This window comes from Hymenobacter arcticus, from assembly GCF_054779975.1.
Genome location: NZ_BAAGXF010000001.1, coordinates 77,840 through 102,608 on the forward strand (window position 1 = coordinate 77,840; position 24,769 = coordinate 102,608).

A 24,769-nucleotide genomic window follows, 5' to 3' on the forward strand; every position below is an offset into this window, starting at 1 on the left:
GCTTTTATACTGTTTGCGAAGCCATTTTCCTGCGCTATGCACTATGTTTCGGAGAGTTTCGCGGCCCCACCGCTGGTTACCAGTGTCCCGTTGACCTGGCCTGGCGTCCGGGTCGAGCAGTATCACCTGGGCGCGATGGCCTTGCCGGCGCACCACCACCGCCACCATTTATTGCTGCTCTACCAGGTCGACGCCCCCTTTGTCGTGCAGCGGCAGTGCGGCGCGCGGGTGCAGCAAGAGGTTTACCAAACGGGCGACCTAGGCTTGTATCCGGGCGGCGAGTACGGCCAAATCACCTGGACGGCCGCCAGCGCCAATACCTACCTGATGGTAGACGACCAGTACCTTGAGCAGCTGGCCCGGCAGGGGCTGGACCTGCGCTACTTCGCGCTTCAGGAGCGCGCAAAATTCGCGGACCCCCTGCTGGTGCAGCTCGGCCGGCAGCTCCTGGCGGTGGCCAGTGACCACCACGCCACAGGGCCGCTGTACGCCGAGTCGCTTATTCATGCGCTGTGTTACCATCTTATTGAGTACCACGGGGCCTACGAGCGGCGCGTCGCGCCGGCCGGCAAGCTGCCGGCGGCCGTGCTAGCACGCATTGAGGCCTATGTGGAAGAACAGTTGAGCACCCCCGTGACCCTGGAAACGTTGGCGGGCCTGGCCAACCTCAGTGTGTTTCACTTTGCGCGTTTATTCAAGCAAACTACGGGGCTGGCGCCCTACCACTACGTGCTGCGCCGGAAAATCCAGCGGGCGCAGCAATTGCTCCGCTTGGCCGACGCTTCCGTAACGCACGTGAGCGAGGTGCTGGGCTTTGCCTCCCCAGCCAGTTTCTCCGCTGCCTTCAAGCGAGCCACTGGGCAGGGGCCACAGGCCTTTCAGCGGAGGCAGGGCCAGTAAACCCGCTTCCGCGCGCAGAAAAGCAAGAATGACTCGGTAAGAAAGCAAGAATCTGCTTATGCCTCAGCAAGCAGGGCCGGACCTTTGTGGCAGGCACGCTGAGGTTCTTCCAGCAGTCGCCTTTCTGCCACTCTATGTCAACTGCCCCCGCACAACCGCTGCCCTTCGATACCGACGTTCTCCTCATTGGGGCGGGCCCGATTGGCCTTACCGCCGCCAACGCCCTGCGCCACCACGGCGTAGCGTGCCGAATTTTAGAAGAAAAGCCAGCGCCCAGCCAGTACTCCAGAGCCAATAATGTGTGGGCGCGCCCCCAAGAACTGCTCGACAGCGTGGGGCTGCGCGCTCCCCTGGCCGAGCGGGCCTACCTGGTAGACCGCATCCACCTTTTCATCGACGGCAACCCGCTCGACGACGTGCAGCTCGACGAGGTGGCCAGCCCCTTTCCCCAGGCCCTCTACTCGGGCCAGGATGTAATGGAGAAAACGCTGGCCGAGCAGCTGGCGGCGCGCGGGGTGCAGGTAGAGCGCGGGCGCAAGGCCCTACGCGTGGAGCCCGACGACGAGGGAGTGACCGTGTGGGTAGCCAGTACCGAGGAACAGGCCGCTACCGGTGGTGAGCTTGAGCGCATCCGGTGCCGCTACCTCGTGGGGGCCGATGGTACCGAAGGCACCGTACGCAAGGCCGTGGGCCTCGACTACGAACCGGAAAAGTTTAAAGGCCGGGCCAACCACCAGGCCGATGCCAAGCTGAGCTGGCAGCGCTCCACGGAGCCCAATCAGCTGTGGTTTTTCACGTACCACAACGGGTTTGCCGGGGTGATGCCGGTCTGGGGAGGCTACCACCGGCTGTTCTTTCTGGAGGATGAAAAGCTGGTGCCCGACCGCGACCCGACGCTAGCCGAAATTCAGCAACGGGCCCGCGAGGTAACCGGCGACGCGACGCTCACGCTTACCGACCCCATCTGGCTGACACACAGCCGCTTTCAGCACGCCGTATCGTCCGCCTACTCCAAAGGCCGCGTGTACCTGGTGGGCGACGCGGGCCACTTCACGCTGCCCATCGGCGGGCAGGGCATGAATACGGGCTTTCACGACGCGGTAGGCCTAGCCTGGCGGCTGGCCCAGACGCTGGCCGGCCACGCCGGCCCGGCGGTGCTGGCCAGCTACTCGCCCGAGCGACAGGGCATCCATGCCGCCCTGGATGCCGAGCAAGCCAAGGGCTTTGAACACCTGCTGTACCGCAATCAGCTGGAAGACAAACTACTAGCGGCAGCAGGCCGGGTGTTTCCCCACATTGGCTGGCAGCTTCTAGGTAGCGGCGACGGGCAGCAGCTGCGGGTTGGCTACGCCAAGAGTGCGCTTAGCGAAGACCACCTGCGCCTGCGGCAGCTGCTGCAACCCGGCGTACCACAGGCCGGTGACCGCGCCCCCGATGCCCAGGTCACCACGGCCGAGGGTGAAACAGTATCCCTGTTTGCCCACCTCTACAACCCCGACGGGCATACCTACGGGTGGAGCCTGCTGGCCTTCGATGGCCGCCAAGCCGACGCGACGCCACAGCTAGTAGCGGCCATTGCTGAGGTAGGCGGCTGGCCGTGGGTGCGGCCGCGGCTGGTACTGGCGGCTCCCCTGGCCTCGCCGGCAGCGGCCAGCCCCATTGTTCACTTGGCCGACCGCGACGGCCACGCCCACCAGGCCTACCACCTAGAAGAGCAGCCGGCGCTGGTGCTGGTGCGCCCCGATGGCCATCTGGCCTTCCGGGGCCCGGCCGACCAGCCAGGCCTCCTGCGCCAGTACTGCGCCCGAGTGTTTGGGGCCGCCGCAACTACTTCCCAAGCCTGACGCCTCATGGCAGCTGATGCAGCCAACTCCTCAATGGACCACGCTTGGCAGGAGCAGGTTTTTGCGCTGGTGCGCAAGTAGGTATGGTACCTGCGCAAACCAGTGTTGACGCCCGCTACCCATCTCCACCATGACTTGCAGCTAAGCTTGCTCGAGTGTGTGCAGCTTGGTATTCGCCTCGAATACGGCTTATGTTTAGAAATCCCCGACTCTGAAATAGGACAGTGGCAGACCCTGGCCGACGTTTTAGCGTGTGTGCGGCGCCAGCTGCCCGCGCAGCCAGACTGTCTCCCTGCTACCCGGCTGCCACTGCCCTAGGTAGCCTTTGGCTAGTCGAAAGCGCTGAAGCACCAACCTTTTGCCAAAGCTCCCGAAGCTACTGGCTAACTTGACGAAGCAGGCGATTAAGCAACTATTATTCTAATAAAAAGCCCCGTACATCTTTCGATGCGCGGGGCTTTTTATTACTTACTCGCGGACTCGCAGAGTCCACGCTACCTAGTGCCTAGCGGCGGCGGCGCGGCTTCTGCTCTTCTTCGTCCTCGTCGTCATCCTCACCAAAGCTGGGCATGGTGAACATCGACGAGAGCAGGTCTTTGAACTGCGCGCCGGCCGTGAGGCGGTTGCGCGAGATGAGCGAGTGCTCGGCCAAGCCGTGCAGCAGGAATTCCATGAGGAAGTACGTAGTTTCGGCGTCTTCCTTGGGGTGCAGCTCGGTTACGATGTCGCGCAGGCCGGGTACTTTATCGAGGGCGACGCGGTAGTCGGCGGTGCTGGCATCGTGCAGGATATCCAGCGTATTGCCGTTGCCAAACCACTCCTGCACCGTTTTGTAGGGCGAGGGGCGGTTCTTGAGTTTCTTCGACTTGTCGGGGTCGGGGAAGTAGTTCAGGAACAAGGTTCTAATGGCCTTGCCCATGAGCTTCTCAGCCACGATGCCCGCGCCTTCCTGCTCGCCTTCGTACACCAACTCTACCTTGCCCGTGATGGCGGGCACGGCCGAGATGAAATCAGCTACACGCACGTAGGTATTGCTTTCGCCATTGATGAGCGCCCGGCGCTCGGCCCCGGCAATCACCTGCTCGTAAGCCGAAATGGTGAGGCGGGCCGACACGCCCGACTTGGCATCCACAAACTCGGAGCCGCGGGCCTCTACGGCCACCTGCTCCACGAGGTCGTGAATGATTTCGTTGGTGGTTACCAGGCCTTTCTGCTCCTCTTTGATGCGAGCTTCCTGCTTGGTAATGCGCTTGCCGATTTCAATCGACTTGGGATAGTGCGTGATAATCTGCGCGTCAATCCGGTCCTTGAGCGGCGTCACAATGCTGCCGCGGTTGGTGTAGTCCTCGGGGTTGGCGGTGAACACAAACTGAATATCAAGCGGCAAGCGCACCTTGAAACCGCGAATCTGGATGTCGCCTTCCTGCAAGATATTGAACAGCGACACCTGGATACGGGCCTGCAAGTCAGGCAGTTCGTTAATTACAAAAATACCGCGGTGCGCCCGTGGAATCAGGCCGAAGTGAATCACACGCTCGTCGCTGTACGGCAGCTTGAGCGTGGCCGCCTTAATGGGGTCGGCGTCGCCGATGAGGTCAGCCACGGTCACGTCGGGCGTAGCCAGCTTCTCGGTGTAGCGGTCGGCGCGGCTCAGCCACTCGATGGGCGTGTCGTCGCCTTTCTCCTCAATGAGGTTTTTGGCATAAATCGACAGCGGCTGCATAGGGTCGTCGTTCAGCTCCGAGCCTTTCACCATCGGCACAAACGGGTCGAGCAGGTTGATGAGCAGGCGCGCAATGCGCGTTTTTGCCTGGCCGCGCAGGCCCAGCAGGTTGATGTGGTGCCCGGCCAGGATAGCGCGCTGCAACTCGGGTATCACGGTTTCTTCGTAGCCGAAGATGCCGGGAAACACGTCTTCCTTGTTTTTGAGTTTAGAAATGAGGTTGTCCCGCAGTTCTTGTTTCACAGTGCGGGGCTGGTAACCACTGGCGCGGAGCTGGCCCAGGGTGCGGATAGTTTCGTGCTTCATTGGTTGGTAAACCCGCTAAGCGGGCCTGAGGTTCAGCCGGTCGGCGGCGAGTTTAACGTGGGCGTTATTCCAAAAAAACGCTTCCCACTCCAAGGCTGGAAATGGGAAGCGGTAGGCGAGCAGCCAGCGCTGGTTAGAGCGACTTGCGCCGGTTTTTCTTGTAGTCTTCAAACACCAGGTGGCCCAGGCCCTTCAGGCCCGAGTAATAGGCCTTGCCCTGGTTCACCTCGGTAAACTCCTCCACGAATTTCTGCAAATACGGGTCGGAGGTAATCATGAAGGTGGTAATCGGAATCTTGATGCGGCGGGCGGCGGCGGCCAGGTTCAGCGTCTTGTTCACCACCTTGCGGTCGAGGCCAAACGAGTTTTTGTAGTAGCCGTTGCCTTCCTTCAGGCAAGTGGGCTTGCCGTCGGTAATCATAAATATCTGCTTGTTAGGCGTTTTGCGCTTGCGCAGCAGGTCCATGGCCAGCTCCAGGCCGGCCACCGTGTTGGTGTGGTAGGGCCCCACTTGCAGGTAAGGCAGGTCCTTCACCTCAATCTGCCAGGCATCGTTGCCGAATACGATGACGTCGAGCGTATCCTTGGGGTATTTCTGCTTCACCAGTTCGGCCAGGGCCATGGCCACCTTTTTAGCGGGCGTGATGCGGTCTTCGCCGTAGAGAATCATGGAGTGCGAGATGTCAATCATCAACACCGTGCTGGTCTGCGACTTATGCTCGTTCTCGCGCACTTCGAGGTCGCCCTCGGTGAGCATGAAATTGTCGCCGTCCATGCCGTGGTTGAGCTGGGCGTTGCGGATAGATTCGGTCATCTGAATCTGCTCCAGCGAGTCGCCGAAGCGAAACTCGCGCAGGTCAGTGCTCTGCTCGTCGCCTTGCCCGGTGTGGGGCGTGCGGTGGTTGCCGCTGTTGCCGCGCTTGAGCTTGCCAAAAATCTCCTCCAGCGCCGACTTGCGGATTTTCTGCTCGGTTTTAGGCGTGATTTTCAGCTCGCCCCGCTCCTGCTCGTTTTCATCAATGTAGCCCTTTTTCTTAAGGTCATCGATGAAGTTGCCCATGCCGTATTCGTTGTCGGTGAGACCATACTGCTTGTCGAGCTCGTTGAGCCATTGCAGGGCCTCGCCCACATCACCGCTGGTGATGGTAATCAATTGCATAAACAGCTTGAAAAGCTGCTCAAATCCTTTGTCGCCCGAGTTTTCATCGGGCACAAAATCACGAAAGCGAACGCCGAGAGCCATATAATTTTTACTGGGATAAAGATGCTGCCCGGCGCACGCTACGGCGGCCCAAAAAGCATCGAATAAGCTACTCCGGCCAACAACGCCCGCGCCGGTAATGTTTCCCAAGGAAGCTAGTCGGGGCTGTTGCCAGCGGCCGGGCGGGGCCGCAGCCGGCGGTACAGCGCCATGCGCGCCGCCTTGAGCTGGCGCACCGGCCACGGCAGGCGGTTGGCGGCAATGGCGTGAAACGGCGCGGCCACCGAGCCAAAGCTGGCGTAAAAGTGCGCCACGTTGGCCACTTCCGGCGCTTCAAAATCGAAGGTGATGGCTTGGCCCGCGTAGGTGCGAAACACCTCGTCGAGCAGCACCGAAATGGCCCCTAATTCCTTGCCGGCCAGCGTCGAACTGTTGAAGATATAGGTCAGCTGGCCGTTGAACTCAAACAGCAAAATCATGGCTACTACCTCACCCGTGGCGGCGCGCGCCTGCCACATGTGGGCCATATTACGCTGAATGGCAGTCTCATACAATGCTCGCAAAAGCCGGTATTCATAGGCTTCGCCAATAACACCGTGGATTTTGGGAGCCGTGTACTCCGCAAAAATTCGCACCAGCAAGTCGATGTCAGTGCTCGGCTCCACGTGCAGGCCCCGGCGGCGGGCCTGGTTGAGGCGCCAGCGGCGGTTGGCCTTGTAGCCCGCCAGCAGCTGCGGATATGCTGGTTTCAGCGATAGGTAATAAGTAGTGAAGGCCGCCCCCGCCAGCTCCGGCTGGCCGGCCCCGAGCAGCTCCTGGTTGTGCGTATTAAAGGCATACTGCGTAATAAACCGGAACCGCTGCCGCAGCAGCTGCCCGATTTGCTGCCAGTCGGTGGCCGTAGGTTCTTCCAAATAAAACAGCCCCAACTGCTGCGCAAACAAGGGTTGCTTGAGGTAGCGCAGCCCAAGCTTCGTGCGCAGCGGCAGCGGCATTACCGCCACGTAGCGGCCGGCTTCCTCCTTCACCAGCGCCGCCCAATCGGGCGACACGATGTCGAGGTACCAGGACAGCCCGTAAATCAGGCCGTTGGGCGCGCGCGCCAGCAAGGCATCCCACTGCGGGCGGTCTATTTCGCCGGGGCGCAGGTAGCGTATCATAGCAGGCAGGCCGGGTTAGCGGAAGGTGAACATCTGGCAAAGATGCGCGTTTACTCTCAGCGGGCCGGCTTTTTAACACGCTGCCCCACCAACCTATGAAAGCCATTTGGAACAACACCGTCGTGGCCGAGAGCGACGACACCGTGGTGGTGGAAAACAACCACTACTTCCCCGCCGACTCCCTCAAAAAGGAGTTTTTTGAGGATAGCATCGCCCACACGTCCTGCCCCTGGAAGGGCCGTGCCAGCTACTACTCCCTGCGCGTAGCCGGCGAGTTGAATAAAGATGCCGCCTGGTTTTACCCCGAAACCAGCCCCGCCGCCGCCAACATCAAAGACCGCGTGGCTTTTTGGAAGGGCGTAAGAATCGAGAAATAGCCGCTAGGCCAATAGTGCAAAAAAGAACGTCATGCTGAGCTTGCCGAAGCATCTCGCGTGGGGTAGTAATCAAAACGGTTAAACGATTGAGTTAATACCTCACGCGAGATGCTTCGGCAAGCTCAGCATGGCGTTCTTTTTTGTGCGCTTTGCATATTCATTACCTATGGCACGATTACCACCTTACCGGTAGTGTGCTTCGACTCAATTTGCTCAAAAGCCTTTTTGGTATCGGCCAGCGAGAAGGTGGCCGCGATGGGCACCACCAGCTTACCGGCGTCGGCTAGTTCGCGCAGGTGGTCGAGGTCGGGCACGCTGGGCTGGGCCATTACGTGGGCAAAATGCACGCCAGCAGGCAGCTTCAGGCCCTTGCCATCGTTGAGCACCGAAATGAGGCGGCCGGTGGGCTTGAGGGCGGGCAGGCTCTGGTTCAGCGTATCACCGCTGATGGCATCAAACAGTAAATCAACGCCTTGTGGCGCTACCTGCTGCACGGCCTCGGCAATCGGGCCGGCTTTGTAATCGATGGTAAAATCGGCTCCAAGCTCCTTCATATGGTCGGCACTTTTGGCGCTGGCTATGGCAATTACCGTCGCTCCCACGTTCTTAGCTAGCTGAATGGCCGTGCCACCCACGCCACCCGAAGCGCCCAGAATCAGCACCGTTTCGCCCGCCTTGAGGCCGCCCGCCACCATAACCGACTGGTAGGCCGTGAGGCCGGCCAGCGGCAGGCCGCCGGCGGCTTCCCAGCTCAGCTTTTGGGGCCGCAGGGCCAGGTAGCACTCGGGCACCACCATGTGCTCGGCAAAGGTGCCGTGCTGCACCACCGGGCGGCGCACGTAGCCATATACTTCGGTGCCTACGGGCAGGCGCGACGCGCCGTGGCCACACTGCTCCACTACGCCGGCCACGTCCCAGCCCGGCACGGCCGGAAAAGCGTTGGGCACCACTTGCTGAAAGTGGCCTTCGCGCACGATGTAATCGACGGGGTTAATACCGGCGGCCTTCACGCGCAGTAGCACATCGCCTTCCTGCACTTCGGGCAGGTCGAGCAGACCGACCTGAATTTTATCAATACCACCAAATTCGGTGTAATAAGCGGCCTGGGTTTGCTGAGCCATGGGTTAGGTACGGGTTAGTTGTGCTTGTTCCTAACGCAGGCGTGGCCCATTGGTTGAAACCCAACAAAAAGCGCCGGCCGCCTTAGGCAACCGGCGCTTTCAGAAAGCATAATATGAATGAGCTAACTAGCTAATCCACTTGAACTTATATTCCAGCTTGGGTACCGTCATGCGGTCGCTCACGCGGCGCAGGCGGGCGGGCAGGGCCATCACGTAATCACGGGCCTTTTCGGCGGGGCCGGTGAGGTTAGTGCGGTCAGCTATTTTCCACTCACTGATGAGCGTGTCAAGAATGTCGGTGTAGTCGGCGCTCGTGTACACGCCAATGCGCTGGGCGGCGTCAGTGAAATGGCCGAAGGTCTTACCCATATCGATGCCCAACTCCCGCATGTAGTGGGCGGGCATTACAATTTTCTTGCGCATCATGTCCTCGAAGGCCAGCATCATCTCGCTGGGGTCCAGCTCGAAAATCTTGTCTACGAAGGTCTTGTATGCGCGAGCGTGGCGGTTTTCGTCGCCGGCAATCATCCCGCAGATTTTGGACAGTTGGTCATCGCCCGCGACGCGGGCCAGCTGGCCCACGCGGCGGTGCGACACGTTGGTGGCCATTTCCTGGTAGCTCGTGTACACAAACGCGCGGTACGGGTCGTGGGCCGTGCCCAGGTCGAAGCCGTCGTTGATGAGGTGCTGGGTCGAAAACTCAAACTCGCGCATGTTTACGCGGCCGCATAGGTAGAGGTAGCGGTTGAGCAGGTCGCCGTGGCGGTTTTCCTCGGCCGTCCAGCCCCGAATCCACTGTGCCCAGCCGTTGTTGTGGTCGCGGTTGAGGTCGTCGAGCTCATGAAACCACGCCTCGTAATTGGGCAGGGCTTCCTCGGTAATGGTATCGCCGATGAGCACGGCCAGCAGGTCGTAGCTGAGGCCACCGGCGCGCTCCCGCAGCTCCTTTATTTCGTCGAAGAAGGTATCGCGGCGCGAATCAGGCAGGTAGTCAGCGGGTTGCCAGCTATCCTCCACCTTCTTCAGAAAGGTATAAATATTATCTTTCAGATAACCTTCGAGTTGCATAAGCACTTCGCCGCGCGAAATGAGAAGGTCGGGACTGAGCATCATATAGAAGGGGGACCGCCAGTGAGCGGCCGATGAATGAACGCGTGAAGGTCGGGTTTTAGTTGAGTTTAGCCAGTACAAGATTACGGCATTGCTGGCTTTCGGAGCACTCAGCCGCGCTACTATAGGTACGTTGAATGCTACCTTGCTAGTTTTCAGCCAGTAGCCTGTGGGCTGGCAAAGCCGCGCTATTATTTTTATTCCGCGCTTGCGCAGCCTCGCCCAAGGCTTGGCGCGCTAAGGCGGGCCGCCGCTACAAATGCCTTTGGGCTACTGCCCGCCCGGGCTACGGCCGGCAGCCGCGATTGGCTATAAAAACAGCTTGAAAAACTTATCCCAAAACCAGCTGCGCTCGGCTAGCATGAGCTTAGTGAGCAGCTTATCGGAGGCAGTGGCCAGCTGCTGAATATCAGTCAGCGTGGTATGAAAGGCGCGGTAGTCAGCGTCGGCCGCATCGCCGGGCAGGGCAGCCAGCTGGTCGAGGGTACGTTGCATCTGGTCAAGCTCGCGGCGCTTGCGGGCCCGGATGATGCAACGCGTTACTTGCAGCATATCCTTTTCGGCCACAAAAAACTCGCGGCGCTCGCCGGGGCGTAGCTCCTTATAAATCAGGCCCCAGTCGAGCAGCTCGCGCACCGTCATGCTGGCATTGCCCCGCGAGATAGTGAGCTGACTCATTATGTCTTCGGTGCTGAGAGCCACCGGGCTCACCAGCAGCAGCGCGTGCACCTGGGCCAGGGTTTTGCTCACGCCCCAGCTCGTGCCCGACACGCCCCAGAGGTGGATGAACTGCGCCTTGGCCTCGGCAAGGGTTGGCAAGGGCAGGTCGGGGCTTTCCGCTTTTAGCATACTATTATTGATAGTCAGTTAGTTATAATTCAGATAACAAGTCCGCAATGGCGGGCTCACAAGTCGGGAAATCGAAGGTAAATCCCGCATCGAGCAGCCGCCCGGGGTATACCTTACGGCTTTTCAGGATGAGTTCCGTTTCGGTACGCAGCACAAAGGCCCCTATTTCGAGCAGCCAGCGGGGCTGCGGCAGGCGCAGCAGGGGCTTTAAGTAGCTAGCTAGCAATCCATTAAATTCCCGATTACGGAGTGGCTGCGGCGCACATAGGTTTACCGGACCACTAATGGCTTCGGCTTGCGCCAGGAATGCCACCGCCCGGCAAAAATCAGCAACGTGCAGCCAGCTAACCCATTGCTCGCCAGTAGCTTGCGGCGAGCATAGGCCCCAGCGGGCCAGCCGGGCCATTACGGGGAAGGCCCCGCCGTCGGCCCCCAGCACAATGGCGGTACGCAATGCCACCCGGCGCGTGCCCAACGTGGCACCAGCCATAAAAGCCGCCTCCCAGGCCCGCGCTACCTCCACCGAGAAGCCGTCGCCGATGGTACCCGCGGCCTCCGTGTTGGCCGGCAGGCTCCCGCGCGTATCGGCATAAATAGTAGCAGTTGAGGAGTTTATCCACACCCGAGGTGGCTGCTGGCAAGCGGCCACGGCCGCCGCCAGCACCGCCGTGCTCTCTACGCGGCTAGCCAGCACCGCTTGCCGGTTGGCGGCGGTGTAGCGGCAATCGACAGAGCGGCCGGCCAGGTTTACCAACAAGTCTGCGCCCTCCAGCTCGGCGGCCCAGGGGCCCAGCGTGCGGGCATCCCAACGGACATCACTAGCGCCCGTCCGGCTGATGCTTACTACCTGGTAGCCAAGCCTTTCAAAATGCGCCCGCACGTGGCGACCCAGAAAACCATTACCACCGATGAGAACGAGTTTGGGTGCGGGCATGGCTGGTTGTCGGTACCCGGTAGCGGCGCGCCGGGTTGGTCCGGGGCAACGGGCGATGACGGGGCAAATGTATCACAAGTTTCAATACTTATTGAAACTTGTGATACATTTTTGGTTGGGATTTTTTAGCCGCTGCTGCGCGGCGCATAAAACTGCTGGCGCACCCGGCGCAACGTGGCTTCGGCCGCGGCTTTGTCGGGCGCGTCGGGCAAGGGCGAGGCGGCGAACGCGTTTTCTACCCGCGCTACCAATTCGCCGGCTTCGGCTACCAGCGCGGCGTACTCAAATTCACCGCGCCGAATTTGCAGCAGGAATTCGCGGTTGGGTCGGTGCACGTTTAATTCGCCGGTCAGGGCAATTTCTTCAGCCATTTGCAGCAGGCGAAATACGTGCAGCATATTTTTGGCGTCGTAGTTTTTGCCGTGCTGCACGGTGTTTGCGTAGCGCTCTTTATTACGCTTTTCCACCCATTCCCAGTACTCCCGAAAGGCCCGGCAGTACACGCTGTAGCCCGTGCGGTTGAAGGATAGATACGCGGCCGGCTCCTCCCCTTTCGGCACGGCCGAAAGCAGGACGTCCTGGCTGGCTTCGGGGTCGCGCACGAGGCCGCGGTAGCTCAGCGGCTGGCTAGGAGCCCGGTCAATAAATAACACATATAAGTCGGCGAGGTGCGGCACGTTGGCCAAGCCACATTGCTGGCCCTCAAGCCCTTGCCGACTCAGCCAGGTAGCTACTGGCTGCGCGCCCGCCCCCACCGTGACGTAGCAAAAATCGAGCACCGACTTGCGGGCGGGCGGCTCGGGGTGGTTGATTTTTTTATTTAAGCCCTGCGCCTTGCGAATTTGCGCCACGGCGTATTCGGCGAAGCTTTGGCGGCAGAGTTTCGATAAATAATCAACGGCCCGAAACTCCGCAAATAGCGGGTGCTGGTAAATAATGCAGTCAGCGGGCGTGCCGAGTAATTCGAGCACGGTGGGATTATTTTTCAGCAATAATTCGACGAAGCGGCGTAGCTCATAAAATACCTCGTCGTTGGTGTCATTCGCAATTTGGGGAATATAATCGAGGCCGAAAAACGCCTTTTCAGGCAGGATAAATACGCCTTTTAAATCGGTGTCGGAATGCGGCAGGTTGGTGCCGTAGGCGCGGCTGCCGCTCACGGCTTCGAATAAAATCAGGTGTTGCTGGCGCAGGTCGGCGATGGTCATGGGGCGCTAAAGTAGCGCGGGGGCTTGTAATCCGCGGCGCATTCGGGCGGCTGGGGTGGCGGCCGACCAGCCAGCCCTACCTATGGCTCCCGCTGCCGCAAAAACCCAGAATTTCCCAAAATACCTGACTTGCTTTATAAGAAAAAGTTGATACAGCCAAGCTGGCACTTGCTGCTTCCTTTCGCGCTCCTGCTGCGTTGTTTTTACTTATATTTTCGCTGACACTCCGAGCAATGATGCTGTGCGTGTTTTTATGCTAGGGCGCATAAGGCAACTGCCAGATATACACACTACTACCGGCATAAGCGGGCGCGTGGCCGGCCAGCATCGGCGGCATTGGCCCGGCGTGTTGGCGGTCAAACACCACGTACTCGCGGCCCGGTCCGGCGGCCACTTGCGGCAGCTTTGGCACCACGCGCAGCGGCAGCGGCGCCGCCCGCACCAGCCCCCAGTGGTACCAGTAAATACCCTGATAAGTCCGGCTGAGCGAGTCGAGCCACACCCGCTCGGGGTGCTGCGCCCGCAGCCAGGCATGCTGTTGCTGAAGCCCGGCATAGCGGCCCGCCAGCGCCCGCATGCCCGTGGCTTCGCGGGTAAAACGGTAGGCCCCGTAGGCCAGCACCAGGCTGGCCAGCAGCACGGGGTAGTGCTGCCAAGCGGCTCTTGCCCAGCGCCTTGGCAGGCGGGCTACTACCGGCGCGGCGGTGGCCTCCACCACCAGCGCCAGTAGTACAAACGAAAACAACATGGCTGGCAGCAGGGCCCGGCCGGGCACGTACACCCGCTGCAACGCCAGGAGCGGCAGCGGCAAAAACACCACCGCGTAGCTGAGCCAGCCCACTGCCCGCCGGGCCGGGCTGGCCCGGCGCAGCAGCAGCGGCACCACCACCGCCAGCACCGCCAGCCAGCCCAGCGTGAGGCGCCCCTGCCCCCACAGCCGCGTGGCCGCCTCCGTCAGGTAGGTGCCGAGGCCGCGCAGGAATTCTGCCTCGCTCAGCGGGCGCACGTAGGGGTTGTGGAGCAAGGCCGCCCAGCCCGTTACCGCGCCCACTGGGGCGTAGAGGATAGCAGTTGTTAGCGCTATACTGCTGGCAGCCAGCGTTAAGTGCGCCAGGCCACGCCAGCGGGCCGGGCCAGTCAGTTGCCCCATGCCCACCAGCAGCCCCAGGCCCAACGCCGCCAGGGCGTAGGCGTGGGTCGGCACGGTGTAGAAACCCAGTACGCCGCTGCCCACAAACACCAGCCAGGGCAGCTGCCGCAGGCCACCGGGCCGCAGCAGCTCCAGCACCACAAAAAACCCCGCCACCACGGCCGCCAGCTGCACGCCATAGCCCCGCCCGGCCACGGCATAGAAAGCCGGCGTGGTCGAAAACGTGAAGAGCGCCAGCGCCAACGTAGCCGTCCCAAACCGGAGCTGCCGCAGCAAGAGCAGGTAACTCAGCGGCAGTAGCACCAGCCCGGCCAGCACGGCCGGCAGCCGCTGCAACCAGTCGGGCGGCAGGTGAGTAAAGGCCAGGCCGCTTACCAGTAAGTTATAGAATACGTGGTTGTTGGGCAGCGAATAGTTGCTGGCGGCAATGGCTGCGCCCGGCTGCACATAGTAATCGTAGGAGGTCAGCTCGTCAGTAGTAATGGGATAGGCCATTAGCAACCAGCCCCGTAGCAATAGTGCCGCGGCGCCCAGCCCCAGCGCTACCCCTTGTTGCCCAGGGCGCAGCTGCTGCCAGGCACGCCGCAACGCACAGCCCACGCGCCGCAGCTCCTGGCGCACCTGGGCCGCCCGCGGCCGGCCACGCCACCTGAGCAGCAGCCATAACCCCAGCCCGCTGGCACCGGCCAGCAGCAGGCTGCCCCAGCGCAACGCCTCGTAGCGCGCCGGGGTCAGGGCGGGCGGTAGGGGCGCATATTCGGCGGCCAGGTTGGGCTGCCGCAGCACCAAGGCCAACTCCTGATAAGGCAGCTGGGCAAATAGATAGTAGAAAACCACGCCCGCTACCAGCCACAGCAGCAGCGTCAGGATACTGATTGCGCGCATAGCTGGCAAAGCTAGCGGCCCGCCAGAATCCACTCGCGCAGGATTTCGGCCAGCTGGTCGTCGGTTTTCTCGCCTCGCGGCACGGCCAGCTCTTGCCGCGCCGCCTGCCCCGCCGCGTATTCCGCCGCCAAGAAGGTGAATAGCGCCACCGGGCGCGCCACCACCGTTTTTTCGGTGGCTAGGGCTTTTTGCGCCAGCAATTCTGCTACAACTTCTTGAAATTCAGCTGGCAGCATCTCGCACAGCGCTTTGAACTCCATGGGCGGCAGGGTGTGGCACTCGCGAATCCAGCGGGCCGCCAGGGCGGCGCGCAGGGCGTAGAACAGGCGCTTGAGGCGCACTTCCTCGCCCACTAAATCTTCCTCCACGCCGCGCCGCAGCTGGCCCTGGTAGTGGTGCAGGCCGGCTTTGAGGTTGAAGGCCAGTGGCAGCAGCGGCGCAAGCTGCGCCCGGAAGCCGGGCGCCTCCTGATACACGACGGGCGACTGCAGCCACTCGAACAGCGCCGCGTTGGAGCCGCGTAGCAGACGCAGGGCCTTGCGCAGCTCCCAGCCGGCGAGGTCAAGGTCCTCATCAACCGGAGAATTGAGGGTATCGGGGCCCTCGTCGAGGCGCAGGTACCAGGCAGCGGGGTGCACATAAATGAACCGCACATCATAATCAGAGTCGGGCGAGGGAAAGCCCCAGGCCCGGCTACCCGACTCGCAGGCGTAGAGAATGCGGATGTTGTGCTGGGCTTCGAGACGGGCCAGCGCCACCTTAGTTTGAATACGCATTAAACAAGAAACCGGCCGACAGACCTTGTCAGCAATGTTTTGCTGAAAAATAACTTACATTTGTTAAACAAAAGTATCGATGCCAGCTTTAGGAATACCGGGTACGGCTCCAGCTTTAGCCAGCACTTCTGAACCGCAGAGTGCAGCGCTAGCATTCAATTGAAATACCCAAATTTTTGCCGCTCCCCACAAACCTACGCGCGGGTTGCCGGTATTTTGCCCAACTTTCCCGTCTTTTCAATAAGCTGCTTCCAGCAGCGTTCGTCTGTCTCAAAATCGAGTTTCAATTAATCACAACTTCTCTAACTAATGGCTGAAGACCACAACAAGCACGCGCCCGCCTCCAACACCACGGAGCATTTCATGAACGACCCGTCGGCGGCCAAGTGCCCATTTTTGGCGGGGCAGGTACAGCAAACGGCCGGCGGCGGCACCCGCGACCGCGATTGGTGGCCCAATATGCTGCGCCTCAACATCTTGCGCCAGCACGCGCCCCAGGCCAACCCCATGGGTGCGAATTTTAACTACGCCGAGGAGTTCAAGAAGCTCGACCTGACGGCCGTGAAGCAGGACCTGTTTGAGTTGATGACCACCTCGCAGGACTGGTGGCCGGCCGACTACGGCCACTACGGGCCGTTCTTTATTCGCATGGCCTGGCACAGTGCCGGCACCTACCGCATTGCCGATGGCCGCGGGGGCGCGGGCTCGGGCATGCAGCGCTTTGCCCCGCTCAACAGCTGGCCCGACAACGCCAACCTCGACAAAGCCCGCCTCTTGCTGTGGCCCATCAAGCAGAAATACGGCGAGCAGATTTCCTGGGCCGACCTCATGATTTTGGCCGGCAACTGCGCCCTGGAGTCGATGGGCCTGAAGCCGTTCGGCTTTTCGGGTGGCCGCGCCGACGTGTGGGAGCCGATGGATGAAATTTACTGGGGCTCGGAGCGCGAGTGGCTCGGCGACAAGCGCTACACCGGCGACCGCCAGCTCGAAAACCCGCTGGCCGCCGTGCAGATGGGCCTCATTTACGTGAACCCGGAGGGCCCCAACGGCAACCCGAACCCCATGGGCTCGGCCCGCGACATCCGCGAGACCTTCGGCCGCATGGCCATGAACGACGAGGAAACGGTGGCCCTGATTGCCGGCGGCCACACCTTCGGCAAAACCCACGGCGCGGCCGACCCCGCCCAGTACATTGCGCACGAGCCGGCCGCGGCGGGCATCGAGCAGCAGGGTAAAGGCTGGCTGAACACGTACGGCACCGGCAACGCCGGCGACACCATCACCAGCGGCCTCGAAGGCGCCTGGACTTCGACCCCCGCCCAGTGGGGCAACGGCTACTTCAACAACCTCTTCGGCTACGAGTGGGAATTGACCAAAAGCCCCGCCGGTGCCCACCAGTGGCGGCCCAAAAACAACGGCGGCGCCGGCACCATCCCCGACGCCCACGACCCCAACAAGTCGCACCAGCCGTTTATGCTGACGACGGACATCGCCCTGCGCGAAGACCCGATTTACGAGAAAATCTCGCGCCGCTTCCACGAAAACCCCGAGGAGTTTGCCGATGCCTTCAGCCGCGCCTGGTTCAAGCTCACGCACCGCGACATGGGTCCCCTCTCGCGCTACGCAGGCCCCGAAACGCCCGCCGAAGTGCTCATCTGGCAAGACCCGTTACCCGCCGCCGACTACGCGCCAATTGACGAGCAGGATATTAACTCACTGAAAGACCGGCTGTTGGCCAGTGGCCTCACGGGCTCGCAGCTTATCCGCACGGCCTGGGCTTCGGCCTCCACGTTCCGCGGCTCCGACAAGCGCGGCGGTGCCAACGGTGCCCGCCTGCGCCTGGCGCCCCAAAAATACTGGGATGCCAACAACCCCGCCGAGCTGGCCAAAGTACTTGACGTGCTGACCGGCATTCAGCAGGAGTTCAACAGCAATGCGGGCGGCAAGCAAGTATCGCTGGCCGACCTGATTGTGCTGGGCGGAGCCGCCGGCATCGAGCAGGCTGCCAAGGATGGCGGCTACGACGTGCAGGTGCCCTTCCACCCCGGCCGCACTGACGCCACGCACGAGCAAACCGACGTGCAGTCGTTTGCCGCGCTGGAGCCGCACGCCGATGGTTTCCGCAACTACCTGCGCGCCAACCACGAAGCTTCGGCCGAGGCCATGCTCATCGACCGGGCGCAGCTGCTGACCCTCTCGGCCCCCGAAATGACGGTGCTGATTGGCGGCCTGCGCGTGCTCGACACCAACTTCGACCACTCCAACCACGGCGTATTTACCGACCGCCCCGGCACGCTCAGCAACGATTACTTCGTGAACCTGCTCGACATGGGCACCACTTGGAAAGCCACTTCGGAGGCCGACCAGTTGTTTGAGGGCCGCGACCGCAAAACCAACTTGGTGAAGTGGACCGGCACCCGCGTGGACCTGATTTTTGGCTCGAACTCGGAGCTGCGCGCCATTTCCGAAGTGTACGGCACCCAAAAAGCCGGCGCGAAATTCGTGCGCGACTTCGTAGCCGCCTGGGCCAAAGTGATGGACGCCGACCGCTTCGACCTGGCCAAAGCGTAAGGTTGTAAGATACTGATTAGGTTGAAAAAACGCCGCCCCGGCAACGGGGCGGCGTTTTTTGTTGCCCTACCTTAGCAGCCGCTCACTACCTACTTCTCTACCTTATGCACAAAACCCGCCTCGAAGCATTCAGCGACGGTGTATTAGCCATCATCCTCACCATCATGGTGTTGGAGCTTAAAGTGCCGCATAGGGCCGATTTTGCGGCGTTGCGGCTGCTGGTGCCCGTGTTTCTGAGCTACGTGCTGAGTTTCGTGTACGTGGGCATTTACTGGAACAATCACCACCACCTGCTCAGCGGCACGCGGCAGGTGAGCGGCGGCGTGCTATGGGCCAACTTGCACCTGCTGTTCTGGCTTTCGCTGGTACCTTTTGCCACCGGCTGGATGGGCGAAAACCACTTTGCGCCCGCCACGCTGGCCGTGTACGGCGGCATTCTGATGGGCTCGGCGGTGGCGTATGCCATCCTGCAAAACTGCATTATTGCCGTAAATGGCGGGCCCGACTCGTCGCTGGCCCGCGCCGTGGGGCACGACTGGAAGGGCAAGCTCTCGCCGGTGCTGTACCTAGTGGGCATCGCCAGTAGCTTTTGGCTGCCCTGGCTGTCGGGGGCTTGCTACGTCTTAGTGGCCTGCATGTGGCTGGTGCCCGACCGCCGCATCGAGCGCACCCTGCAAACCACCCCGGAGGACTAGATATGGCCGCTATTCAGGCGCTTGTGCCGGGCCAGTGCTACTGCGTAATGCGGGAGTTTGTTGATTATGACCGCCAGGTGCACCCCGTGGGCGAAACCTGGGTATTTGAGTCCACCAATTTTGTGCCTTATGAGGACGGACTGACGCTGCACGTTCGCGTCGGCGGCTTGCCGGTGGTATACCGTTTGCAATGGCGGCCGGAGGAGCAAGCGGCGCTCATTGAGAATTTCACCGATTTTGTGGCCGCCTGCTGACCGCAATACACCTACCAACTAATTCATACTATGCGAGTTATAAATTTCGCTTCTTTCGCTCTCGCCTTGGGACTACTGACGGCCTGCAACGAGCAACCTACCCAAACCGCTGACCAACAGCAACCTGCCGCAGCCAGCACAGCGCCAGCCGCCCCCGCCGGCCCGCAGTGCTACGCCTACACCGCGGGCAAAGACACGGTGCGCCTCACCCTGCGAACCACCCAACCCACCGTGACGGGCCAATTGACTTACAACTACTTCGAGAAGGACCGCAACCAAGGCACTATTCGGGGCACGCTGCACGGCGACACGCTGCGGGCCGACTACACCTTCCAGTCGGAAGGCACGACTTCGGTGCGGCAGGTAGCCTTTGTGCGGCGGGGCCAGGACTTCATCGAAGGCTACGGCGACCTAGCTGAGCGCAATGGCAAAACGGTGTTTGAAAAGCCCCACGCGCTACAATTCGACTCCAAAAATCTATTGTCGCCGGTAGCTTGCCAAAGTAAGTAATTACTTGATGAGTAGACTATAAGCCCGAGTAGGCTGCCGGCCGCAGGAAGGTAATGTCAATGTGCGACACGTTGTTCTGGTACTCGGGCAGGGCCGAGAGCTTTTTCCACTCGGGGTCGGCACCGAAGGCTTTCCAGTGCGCCTCGCGGTCGGGCATGTTGGCGAAGGAAGTCATATACAGCAGGTTCGGCATTTTGGGGCCGAACAGGACTTCACCGTAGAAAATAGCGTTGAAATTCAGCCGCGAAAACAGCTTGATTTCGCCGCCCGCGTTGAACATCTGCACCTTGTTGCGAAATATTTTTTCGCTGGCCCCTTCGTAGCTGCGCAGTTCGTACACTCGCTCGCTTTTGGGTGCGGCTAGCGCCGGGGCCGCCAGGCCGGCCATTTCATCGAAGGCCTTGATAAAGAGCGTTTCCAGGCGCGTGTAGGCAGGGTTAGTATAGGCAGTATTCTCGTAGCTGCCGCCCGCCGCGAGCAGCTTGGGCGCGGCGGTTTTGCCCACCTGCTCCCACTGCTTCAGGGAGGTGAAGGGCGTGAGAACGTAGATGCGGCGGTCGGCGGCCGTGTCGTTGCCGATGGGCTTGAACACGCCGACGGGGGCGATACCCGCTGCGCGCATTGCCGGTAGGTACTGCTGCTGCAAAAAGCTATCGACGCGGGCTTCCTGGCGCGCCGTTTTCAGGTGATATACTTTCAGCTCGAAATACGTGGGGCGCTCGGCGGCGGGGCGGGCGGCCACGGAGCCACTGGCCAGCCAGCAGCAAAGAGCCGCGATAAAAGGCAGGAAACGAAGTTTTTTCATGGGTGGGGAAATCCTGAATAGTAGATAAGCACGGCTTGGCCTAACGGCCAGCGCCTGATTGAGTTGCCGCTTATTGCCGCCTACAAGCGCGGGTCCACGGGCTCGCTCTCCAGGGCCAGCACGCCAAATACGCACTGGTGCACGGCGCGCAGCGGCTGGCCGGCCACGAAGCGTTCCAGGCCCTCCACGCCGAGGGCAAATTCGCGCAGGGCCAGGTTGCGCTTGGCCTTCACGTTGCGCTGGCGCAGGCGCTCCAGGTTTCCATCCAGCAGGTAATCAGGGCCGTAGATGATGCGCAGGTACTCGCGGCCCCGGCACTTGAGAGCGGGCTGCACGAGCGTGCGGCCGGTGGCCGGGATGAAGTCGTAGGGCTTCACCACCATGCCCTCGCCCCCGCCGGCGGTGAGGGTGGCCCACCAGTCGGTAGCGGCCTCCACCTCGGCGGGGTTAGTGAGGTCTACCACGCGGTAGGGCGTGGCGCGCAGCAGGCCCGAATCGGCTAGGCTGAGGGCGCGCAGGGTTTCCATGTGCCAGGCGTGGTCGCGGTCGAAGTACGTGTGGCCCTCGGTGGCGAGCAGGTGGAAGGGCGCCAGTTTGAGGTCGGCGAGCGACTGCACGGGCCAGCAGTAGCGGCGGTAGGCATCGGCGTAGTCGGTGGCGGCGGCGCGGCGGGCGCTGGTGCGGGCCAGCAGGGCGGTGGCCCCGTCGAGGCCGCGGGCGGCGGCGGCCGTTAGAGCCGTTTCGGCCTGGGGCAGGGCGGCGCTGGCGGCGGCGGCCACGGCGGCGTACTGGCTTTTCACCAGCTCCTGGGCCTTGGCCGACCACGGCAGTAGCTCGGCATCGAGGCACACCCAGTCGGTATCAAATTTCTCCCAGAAGCCGGCCGTGCTGAGGGCATCGCGCAGGCGGGCCAGGAAGGCATTTTCCAACTCTCTGTCATTGAAGAAGTTGCGGCCGGTGCGGGTGTAGCACTTGCCGATGCCCTCGCCCACCACGCCCAGGCGGCGCTGAATGGCGGCTTCGTCGCGGCCCAGCACCACCACTACGCGGCTGCCCATGTGCTTTTCCTCGCACACCACGCGCGCCACGCCCTGGCGCTGGTAGTAGGAGAAGGCTTCGGCGGGGTGTTCGAGCAGGTCGGGCAGCTCCGAGGTTTCGGTGGGCGACATGGTGGGCGGCAAATACAGCAGCCACTTAGGGTTGAGGGCAAAGCGCGACATTACCTCCAGGGCGGCCACGGCGTTTTCCTCCCGAATAGTGACCGTGTTGAGCAACCGCGTGTTAATGAGCTGCTTGCCGGTCACGTCGCGGATATCTAATTCAGCTGTTAGCTGATAGCTACTAGCTGTTAGCCTTTCGTTTTGGTCCTTTTGGGAAGAAGCTAATGGCTGATAGCTATCAGCTAACAGCTTGTTATCCAATTGGTGCGGGTTATAGTGGAGCGGGCGGCTGGGCTCGGCATATACCTGGTGGGCGGGCACGGCCACCAGCGCCCGCTCGGGGTAGCGCAGGGCGGTGAGGCGGCCGCCAAACACGCAGCCGGTGTCAATGTCGATGGTATTGTTGAGCCATTCGGGGTCGGGCACGGGCGTGTGGCCGTACACCACCATGGCCCGGCCCCGGTACTCGCTGGCCCAGTGGTAGCGTATGGGCAGGCCAAACTCGTCAGTTTCGCCGGTGGTTTCGCCAAAGAGAGCGAAGCTGCGCACAGCCCCCGAGCCCCGGCCCTGCATGGCCTCGGTGAGGCCCGCGTGGGCCACCACCAGCCGGCCGCCATCGAGCACGTAGTGGCTCACCAGCTTATCCAGAAACAGCCGCACCTGCTCCTTGAACGCGGGCGTTTCGGCTTCGAGCTGGGCCAGGGTTTCGGCTAGGCCGTGGGTAGCCGTTACGTTTTTACCGTTGAGGTGGCGTAGCAGCTTAATATCGTGGTTGCCGGGCACGCACAAGGCCAGGCCGTCGCGCACCATGCTCATTACCAGTCGTAATACTTGCGGCGAGGCGGGGCCGCGGTCCACGAGGTCGCCGAGGAAGATGACTTTGCGGGGTGGGGTGACCCGCACGCCCAAATCCCGCGCATCCCTAACCTCTTCCTCCTCAACTACATACCCCAGCTTCTCCAGCAGCTCACACAACTCGGTATAGCAGCCGTGCACGTCGCCGATAATGTCAAACGGCCCCGTTTCCTGCTGGTGGTTGTTGTGCAGCGGGTCGCGCACGATGGCCTGTACCGCGTCGATTTCCTCCACTCCGCGCAGGTGGAAAATGTGCCGGAAGCCTTCCGGCTTGAGCGTGCGCAGGCCTTGGCGCAACAGGCGGCGGTGGTTGGCAATGACGTGGGGCTTGAGGCCGGCGCGGTCGGGGCGCTGGCGGTTGCGGTCGGCGGCCACGCTCTCGGGCACATCGAGCACGATGGCCACCGGCAGGCAGTGGTACTGCCGGGCCAGCGCCACGAAAGCCTTGCGGTCTTCGGCGCGCACATTGGTGGCGTCTACCACGGTGAGGCGGCCGCGCTTGAGGCGCTTGGCCACCCAGTAGTGCAGCAGGTCGAAGGCATCGTTGGTGGCGTCCAGGCTGTTTTCATCGTCCGATACCAAGCCCCGGCAGGTATCCGACGACACTATTTCGGTGGGCTTAAACAGGCGGCGGGCAAACGTGGATTTGCCCGCGCCCGTGCTGCCGATGAGCAGGATGAGGGAGAGTTCGGGAAGCTTGAGAGTGGCGGCGGGCATGGGCGTAGCGGGCAATTTATCTTTGGCGCGGGCAGCGGGGCGCAACGTGCGCAGTCCTGCAAAGATGCTTTACCTGGCGTTTACCCGAATCGTTTGTCATTGCGAGCGCAGCGAAGCAATCGCACCAGAACGGCGTTGTTCGCGCCGCTTGTTCGGCCATCGTGCTGGTGCGATTGCTTCGCTGTGCTCGCAATGACAAATGGGGCGTACTCAGCCATCTCCTTAAAAGCCTTTATTTTCACACCCCTGCCCTACCGCTACCTCCTGTATTATTTCCTGCCATGAACGCTACCCCGAAAGACTTAGCCAAATTCGTATTCAATAAGCTAAAGCACGCCAAAACCAGGGAGCGCCAGCCGCCGCTGGCCGTGTTGACGACTCTGTTTGAAAACCTGTTCTTCACCAGCCTGCAAACCGAAGAAGGCCAGCTCATTAAAGTCACCGTGACGCTGCTGGATGCGGAGAACCCAGACCCCAACCCGCCCCGCAAAAAAGTGGCCCACCGCTGGACCTGCGTGCCCTTTGGGGAGCGCATCCCGTTCACAGTCAAGAATCTGGTGAAGCTTTCCAAGGCCGCCGACCCGTGGAGCACCTCGCTGGCCGTGGATTATGACGCGCACAACGAGCTGTTTATCTGGGGCTTGATAGACCAATCGTACCACTACCGCAGCTTCATCAATTACGAGTCCACGTTCAGCCCCGAGCAGCCCGGCCTGTTTCGCACGGCTATCAACGACATCGGCAACCTGCACGTGATGCTCGACTACGAGCTGATTGCCAACCTCAAGCACAACGTGCTGATAAGCAACTACGTGGACGTGTTTGCCAGCGGGCCCGTACGCGAGCTGCTGGGCCAGCACAGCACCGATTACCAGGCGGCAGTGCGCCAGCACTTCACCGACGAGCTGGGCAGCGACGTGCTCGACGACTGGAGCGGCTACCTCAACAACGTCATTAGCCGCTCGCTCTGCCGCATCCTGCTCAAAATGCAGGACTACCAGCACGGCGGTGCGTTCCTCATCACCCCCGACACCGAAACCGGCCTCAGCATCAAGCATCGCCTGGCCTACGACCGGCTGTTTCGGGCCATCGTGCAATTCGTGAAGTTCGACATTACCAGCTTCACGCACACCGAAACTATTCTAAATGAGTACATTGACCTGGAGCAGGATACCCTGCCCTCGCACCTGTACTTGCAGGAAAACGTGGCCGAAACCGACAAGAACGAAACCAGCGACGAGCTGAAAGGGGCCATCATGTTCGTGGCCTCACTCTCGTGCATCGACGGCCTGGTGGTGCTCTCGCCCGATTTGGAGGTGCGCGGGTTCGGGGTGGTTATCCGCAGCGTAAAGGCCCCCGACTTCGTGTACGTAGCCACCCAGGCCACAGTAGAGGAGCCCAAGCTGCTGCCAGTGAGCCCCAGCCACTACGGCACTCGGCACCGCTCCATGTTTGCCTACTGCTGGAACCACGCGGGCAGCCTGGGCTTCGTGGTGTCGCAGGATGGCGATATCCGGGCCATCACCCGCGTGGGCGACAAGCTCATCATGTGGGAGAATATCAAGGTGCAGCAGTTTATCAAGAGCAAGCGGCTGTTCCGGCCGCATCAGCACCAGGGGGTGTGAGTCTAATATTTTTACCTGTATCTAATACCCTTA

General features: G+C 61.5%; 20 protein-coding genes. 8 read left to right on the top strand and 12 right to left on the bottom strand.

Annotated features, from left to right (window positions below):
- Positions 1-36: 36 nt before the first annotated feature.
- Positions 37-900 (top strand): helix-turn-helix transcriptional regulator, encoded by an 864-nt coding sequence (locus ACYVGC_RS00335; RefSeq protein ID WP_460581784.1) that lies wholly within the window; start codon positions 37-39, stop codon positions 898-900.
- Positions 901-1,034: 134 nt separating this feature from the next.
- Positions 1,035-2,744: an FAD-dependent monooxygenase gene (locus ACYVGC_RS00340; RefSeq protein ID WP_460581785.1), complete on the top strand. Its 1,710-nt coding sequence runs from the start codon at positions 1,035-1,037 to the stop codon at positions 2,742-2,744.
- Between the two features lie 505 nt (positions 2,745-3,249).
- Here ACYVGC_RS00340 and ACYVGC_RS00345 read toward each other — a convergent pair.
- The 3 genes from ACYVGC_RS00345 to ACYVGC_RS00355 all read right to left on the bottom strand — a co-directional run bounded on the left by ACYVGC_RS00345 (position 3,250) and on the right by ACYVGC_RS00355 (position 7,134).
- The gene (locus ACYVGC_RS00345) at positions 3,250-4,773 is read right to left on the bottom strand and encodes a P-loop NTPase family protein (RefSeq protein ID WP_460581786.1); all 1,524 of its coding nucleotides are present in this window, start codon (positions 4,771-4,773) and stop codon (positions 3,250-3,252) included.
- A 133-nt stretch (positions 4,774-4,906) separates the two neighbouring features.
- Complete coding sequence (locus tag ACYVGC_RS00350) at positions 4,907-6,016, bottom strand: vWA domain-containing protein (RefSeq protein WP_460581787.1); 1,110 nt, start codon at positions 6,014-6,016, stop codon at positions 4,907-4,909.
- A 113-nt stretch (positions 6,017-6,129) separates the two neighbouring features.
- Positions 6,130-7,134 carry a GNAT family N-acetyltransferase gene (locus ACYVGC_RS00355; protein WP_460581788.1) on the bottom strand — a complete coding sequence of 335 codons (1,005 nt, stop codon included), beginning with the start codon at positions 7,132-7,134 and terminating at the stop codon, positions 6,130-6,132.
- Positions 7,135-7,229: 95 nt separating this feature from the next.
- On the opposite strand from ACYVGC_RS00355, the gene ACYVGC_RS00360 reads away from it, so the two are divergent.
- Positions 7,230-7,511: a DUF427 domain-containing protein gene (locus ACYVGC_RS00360; RefSeq protein WP_460581789.1), complete on the top strand. Its 282-nt coding sequence runs from the start codon at positions 7,230-7,232 to the stop codon at positions 7,509-7,511.
- A gap of 164 nt (positions 7,512-7,675) precedes the next feature.
- On the opposite strand, the gene ACYVGC_RS00365 is transcribed toward ACYVGC_RS00360, so the two are convergent.
- The 7 genes from ACYVGC_RS00365 to ACYVGC_RS00395 all read right to left on the bottom strand — a co-directional run bounded on the left by ACYVGC_RS00365 (position 7,676) and on the right by ACYVGC_RS00395 (position 15,544).
- Positions 7,676-8,632, bottom strand: a complete 957-nt coding sequence (locus tag ACYVGC_RS00365; RefSeq protein WP_460581790.1) for an NADP-dependent oxidoreductase — start codon at positions 8,630-8,632, stop codon at positions 7,676-7,678.
- Between the two features lie 126 nt (positions 8,633-8,758).
- Positions 8,759-9,745, bottom strand: a complete 987-nt coding sequence (locus tag ACYVGC_RS00370; protein WP_460581791.1) for an acyl-ACP desaturase — start codon at positions 9,743-9,745, stop codon at positions 8,759-8,761.
- Between the two features lie 306 nt (positions 9,746-10,051).
- The gene (locus tag ACYVGC_RS00375; RefSeq protein WP_460581792.1) at positions 10,052-10,591 is read right to left on the bottom strand and encodes a GbsR/MarR family transcriptional regulator; all 540 of its coding nucleotides are present in this window, start codon (positions 10,589-10,591) and stop codon (positions 10,052-10,054) included.
- A 22-nt stretch (positions 10,592-10,613) separates the two neighbouring features.
- Positions 10,614-11,525 (bottom strand): epimerase, encoded by a 912-nt coding sequence (locus ACYVGC_RS00380; RefSeq protein WP_460581793.1) that lies wholly within the window; start codon positions 11,523-11,525, stop codon positions 10,614-10,616.
- Positions 11,526-11,650: 125 nt separating this feature from the next.
- Positions 11,651-12,733, bottom strand: a complete 1,083-nt coding sequence (locus tag ACYVGC_RS00385; protein ID WP_460581794.1) for a nucleotidyltransferase domain-containing protein — start codon at positions 12,731-12,733, stop codon at positions 11,651-11,653.
- A 256-nt stretch (positions 12,734-12,989) separates the two neighbouring features.
- On the bottom strand, positions 12,990-14,768 hold the full coding sequence (locus ACYVGC_RS00390) for a hypothetical protein (protein WP_460581795.1): 1,779 nt from the start codon (positions 14,766-14,768) through the stop codon (positions 12,990-12,992).
- 11 nt (positions 14,769-14,779) lie between these two features.
- On the bottom strand, positions 14,780-15,544 hold the full coding sequence (locus ACYVGC_RS00395; RefSeq protein ID WP_460581796.1) for a nucleotidyltransferase domain-containing protein: 765 nt from the start codon (positions 15,542-15,544) through the stop codon (positions 14,780-14,782).
- Between the two features lie 363 nt (positions 15,545-15,907).
- On the opposite strand from ACYVGC_RS00395, the gene katG reads away from it, so the two are divergent.
- From katG to ACYVGC_RS00415, 4 genes are all read left to right on the top strand, one after another.
- A complete protein-coding gene (gene katG / locus ACYVGC_RS00400; protein WP_460582403.1) occupies positions 15,908-18,115 on the top strand; it encodes a catalase/peroxidase HPI in 2,208 nt (735 codons plus the stop codon).
- A gap of 104 nt (positions 18,116-18,219) precedes the next feature.
- Entirely contained in the window at positions 18,220-18,810 is a 591-nt protein-coding gene (locus tag ACYVGC_RS00405) for a TMEM175 family protein (protein ID WP_460581797.1), read from the top strand.
- A gap of 2 nt (positions 18,811-18,812) precedes the next feature.
- The gene (locus tag ACYVGC_RS00410; RefSeq protein ID WP_460581798.1) at positions 18,813-19,064 is read left to right on the top strand and encodes a DUF3601 domain-containing protein; all 252 of its coding nucleotides are present in this window, start codon (positions 18,813-18,815) and stop codon (positions 19,062-19,064) included.
- A 66-nt stretch (positions 19,065-19,130) separates the two neighbouring features.
- The gene (locus ACYVGC_RS00415; RefSeq protein WP_460581799.1) at positions 19,131-19,574 is read left to right on the top strand and encodes a hypothetical protein; all 444 of its coding nucleotides are present in this window, start codon (positions 19,131-19,133) and stop codon (positions 19,572-19,574) included.
- Positions 19,575-19,590: 16 nt separating this feature from the next.
- Here the strand turns inward: ACYVGC_RS00415 and ACYVGC_RS00420 are convergent, their stop codons facing one another.
- Both ACYVGC_RS00420 and ACYVGC_RS00425 read right to left on the bottom strand, forming a co-directional pair.
- Positions 19,591-20,379, bottom strand: coding sequence for an NIPSNAP family protein (locus ACYVGC_RS00420; protein ID WP_460581800.1), 789 nt, complete (start codon positions 20,377-20,379; stop codon positions 19,591-19,593).
- 80 nt (positions 20,380-20,459) lie between these two features.
- Positions 20,460-23,111 (bottom strand): polynucleotide kinase-phosphatase, encoded by a 2,652-nt coding sequence (locus tag ACYVGC_RS00425; RefSeq protein ID WP_460581801.1) that lies wholly within the window; start codon positions 23,109-23,111, stop codon positions 20,460-20,462.
- 281 nt (positions 23,112-23,392) lie between these two features.
- On the opposite strand from ACYVGC_RS00425, the gene ACYVGC_RS00430 reads away from it, so the two are divergent.
- Positions 23,393-24,736 carry a putative sensor domain DACNV-containing protein gene (locus tag ACYVGC_RS00430; RefSeq protein WP_460581802.1) on the top strand — a complete coding sequence of 448 codons (1,344 nt, stop codon included), beginning with the start codon at positions 23,393-23,395 and terminating at the stop codon, positions 24,734-24,736.
- Positions 24,737-24,769: the final 33 nt, after the last annotated feature.